The 3,269-nt window shown below is 72.1% G+C and carries 2 protein-coding genes and 3 tRNA genes; 1 reads left to right on the top strand and 4 read right to left on the bottom strand.

What is annotated here, in order from left to right; translation table 11 throughout:
* Positions 1–41: 41 nt before the first annotated feature.
* The 4 genes from C1I93_RS29765 to C1I93_RS29750 form a co-directional block, all read right to left on the bottom strand.
* A tRNA-Glu gene (locus C1I93_RS29765) sits at positions 42–117 on the bottom strand.
* Positions 118–438: 321 nt separating this feature from the next.
* Positions 439–511 (bottom strand) — tRNA-Glu (locus tag C1I93_RS29760).
* 140 nt (positions 512–651) lie between these two features.
* Positions 652–723: transfer RNA gene (locus tag C1I93_RS29755), tRNA-Gln, on the bottom strand.
* A gap of 96 nt (positions 724–819) precedes the next feature.
* Positions 820–1,623, bottom strand: coding sequence for a fumarylacetoacetate hydrolase family protein (locus tag C1I93_RS29750; RefSeq protein ID WP_111246570.1), 804 nt, complete (start codon positions 1,621–1,623; stop codon positions 820–822).
* A 134-nt stretch (positions 1,624–1,757) separates the two neighbouring features.
* On the opposite strand from C1I93_RS29750, the gene C1I93_RS29745 reads away from it, so the two are divergent.
* A complete protein-coding gene (locus C1I93_RS29745) occupies positions 1,758–3,176 on the top strand; it encodes a hypothetical protein (protein WP_111246569.1) in 1,419 nt (472 codons plus the stop codon).
* Positions 3,177–3,269: the final 93 nt, after the last annotated feature.

The raw sequence follows: 3,269 nt of genomic DNA, 5'->3' as shown, positions 1-3,269 counted from the left end.
GAATGGGAGAAGCCCGTCTCGGGGGAGACGGGCTTCGGGTGTGGTAGCCCCGACCGGATTCGAACCGGCGCTACCGCCTTGAGAGGGCGGCGTCCTGGGCCACTAGACGACGGGGCCAGGGACTTTCCTGTTCACCAACCCTCGCGGGCGGTGCGGCAGTAGTCTAGCGACGCCCACGTGGCGGGGCGCAGAGGGGGTCGGCGATCCGCAGGGCGGCCAGCTCACGGCGCGAACGCCTGCGGGGACGGGCGGAGGCAGCCTGCGGAACACCCAAAACAGCCCGCGGGCACGAGCAGCCTGCGGAGACGGGCGGAGGCAGCCTGCGGAACACCCAAAACAGCCTGGGGGGGGGACGGGCACCAGCAGCTCGGAGACGAGCGGAGGCGGCTGGGAAACGGAAAACGGCCCGCCCCACCGTGGTGAGACGGGCCGGATCTGTAGCCCCGACCGGATTCGAACCGGCGCTACCGCCTTGAGAGGGCGGCGTCCTGGGCCACTAGACGACGGGGCCAGGCACACAAATGCGACACCACCGTGTGGGTGGTGCCGCCGAACTCTACCAGACCTCGCGGTCGACGCTCCCTGGCGGGAACATCGACGCTGAACTCCACCAGAATCCAGCGACCTCGATTCTTGCGAATCTCGGCTGCGCTGGGGTACCAGGACTCGAACCTAGACTAACTGAACCAGAATCAGTCGGGCTGCCAATTACCCCATACCCCAATGGCCCCTTGCGGTGCCGGGATCAAACTCTACCCTCCCGGCACCGACAGGCCAAATCGACTTCCGCAAACCGGCCTTGAACTGCGGAAACAGGGATCAGGAGGCAGACATGACCGGGTTGGTCAGGTCACCGATCCCCTCGATCCGTACGGTGACGGTATCCCCCTCCGTGAGCGGGCTAACCCCCGCCGGCGTCCCGGTCAACACGACATCACCGGGCAACAGCGTCATCACGTGCGAGACGTACGACACCAGGGCCGGAACGTCGAAGACCATGTCCCGGGTCCGGCCCAGCTGGCGGACCTCCATCTCCTCCGGATCACGCCCCACCTCGCAACGGATCTCCAGGTCGGTGACGTCGAGACCGGTGGTGATCCACGGCCCGATCGGACAGAACGAGTCGAACCCCTTGGCCCGGGTCCACTGGCCGTCGGAACGCTGGAGGTCCCGGGCGGTGACGTCGTTGGCGCAGGTGTAGCCGAAGATGGCCCGTTCCGCCGCGGCCCGGTCCGCCCGGCGTGCCCCCGGCGCGCCGATCACCACCGCCAGTTCGGCCTCGTGCTCGACCTGCTTGCTGAACTCGGGCAGCCGGATCGCGTCCCGGGGGCCGATCACCGAGGTGGAGGGCTTGAGGAAGAGCAGCGGTTCGGTAGGCACCTCGTTGCCGTGCTCGGCCGCGTGTTCGGCGTAGTTGCGGCCGACGCAGACCACCTTGCTGGGCAGGATCGGTGAGAGCAGCCGGACGTCCGACAGCGCCCAACGGACCCCGCTGAACGTGAGCTGACCGAACGGGTGGCCGGAGATCTCGGCGACGGTGAGCCCCTGCGGGCCCGCCTCCGGCTCCCCCTCGACGACCCCGAACGACATTCCCTTGGCATGGGCGAAACGAGCGATACGCACGAGGCCAATGTAGTCCGGCCCGCCGACCAGGTGCGGCAGCTTACCCGCGACGCCCACCTCGGGGGCCGGATTCCGGCCTTCGTACCCGCACGACGTGCGCCCGCGCCTAGCGTCGGCTGCGGAGGTTCGTTCGTATGCCTGCATCGAGACGACACCACAGGACCCTGGCGGCGATCGTGCACTGCGTGGGCTTTCTCACCGCGCTGCCGGTGCTGCCGGCGGCGGCCGGCCCGGATGTCCCCTCGCCCGGAAATCCGCAGGTCGCGGCAGCAGCCGCGACTCGCGGCACACCGGCCGAGCGGGCCCGTGTCGCTCCGGCGGCGGCACCGCACGCGGTGACGGCGTCGCAGCCCACACCGGCGACACCGGATCCCAGCGCGTCGCCCGAGGCCAGCGCACCGACGCCGGACCCCGCCATGCCGGCGGCGCCACCGGCGGTGCCCACCCCGACGCGGCTCGCGGTGCCGCCGCCCGCGCCGAAGGTCAGCGTGGCGGTCGCGCCGGAGAACGGCGCCGAGCCGGGGTACCGCATCGAGGTCCGCAACGCCGGGATCGCGCCGGTGAGCACCACCGTGCGGCAGGAACTGCCCCGCGGCGTCTCCGCCACCTCGATCAGCGGGGGCGGCCGGGAGGAACGCCCGGGTGGCGCCGCGGCGACCGCGGTGACCTGGCAACTGAGGCTGCCGCCGCGCAGCACCACCACCCTGGGCACCACCCTGCGTACGCCGGCGGCGCAGCAGCCGCTCACCGCACCGGCGTGCGCGTTCGCCAGCAACGGGCGGCAGCCGTACGACTGCGCGAGCGCCACCTGGACGAACCCGCAGGCCGCCGCGGCGGCCGGGACGCAGGAACCGTCGGGGTGGCGGGCCCAGGCTGCCGCGCTGCTCGTCGGTGCGGGTGCGGTGCTGCTGCTCAGCGTCGTGGCCTTCGTCACCTGGCGGCGTAACCGACGGCCGGTGGCCGCCGCACTCGCCTCGGACGGGCCGGGCACGGTCTATCCACGCCCGGCCGTGCCCCGCCCGCCGAGCCGCCGGCGCACCCCGCCGATCTGGCTCATCGTGCCGGTGGCCGCGACGGTGCTGGCCGCCACGATCGGTACGGCCGCCTGGGCCGCCACCCGACGGGTCGCCGCCATCGACACCGACAGCCAGCCGACAAGTGGGGCGTGGAAGGGTACCGGGGTGAGCGGCAGCCTGGGCGTGCCGTTGCGCGAGGACGCCTTCGAGTTCACCGTCTACCGGATGGTCTGCGACCCCGGTCAGCAGGTACGCCAGTGTCAGGCCACCGTCGGCGTCCGCAACGTCACGCCGGAGCACCAGAGCTGGCACGGCAAGCTGCAGCGGGCCTATCTGCCGAACGGCAACTGGGTCACCACCGACGAGTCGGCGACCCGGCGGGCGAACCAGGGCCGGGACGTCTTCGCCGAGCCGATGGCGGCGGGCAGCCGGATGGTGCTGCCGCTGGTCTTCACGGTGAACGGGCGCGCCGCCCCCGAGCGGCTGGAGTTGCGCAGCGGGGTCTTCTCCGCCGGTGTCCGGGTGGACGTGCCGTGACCGGCGTCCGGGTGGACGTGCCCTGACCGGCGGGCGTCACCCTGGTCGTACCCTTGGGCCGTGGCAGGGCAGGCGGCCGGGACGGGGCCGGCA

Origin of the sequence: Micromonospora endophytica, assembly GCF_003236305.1 — a bacterium.
GTDB lineage: Bacteria > Actinomycetota > Actinomycetes > Mycobacteriales > Micromonosporaceae > Micromonospora > Micromonospora endophytica.
The sequence above is the reverse complement of the archived record's forward strand: the minus strand, read 5'-3'. Positions and strand labels throughout refer to the sequence as shown.

What these genes read in the sequence shown, in the direction of transcription:
- C1I93_RS29745 (WP_111246569.1), top strand. Translation starts at nt 1,758, where the DNA reads ATGCCTGCATCGAGACGACACCACAGGACCCTGGCGGCGATCGTGCAC.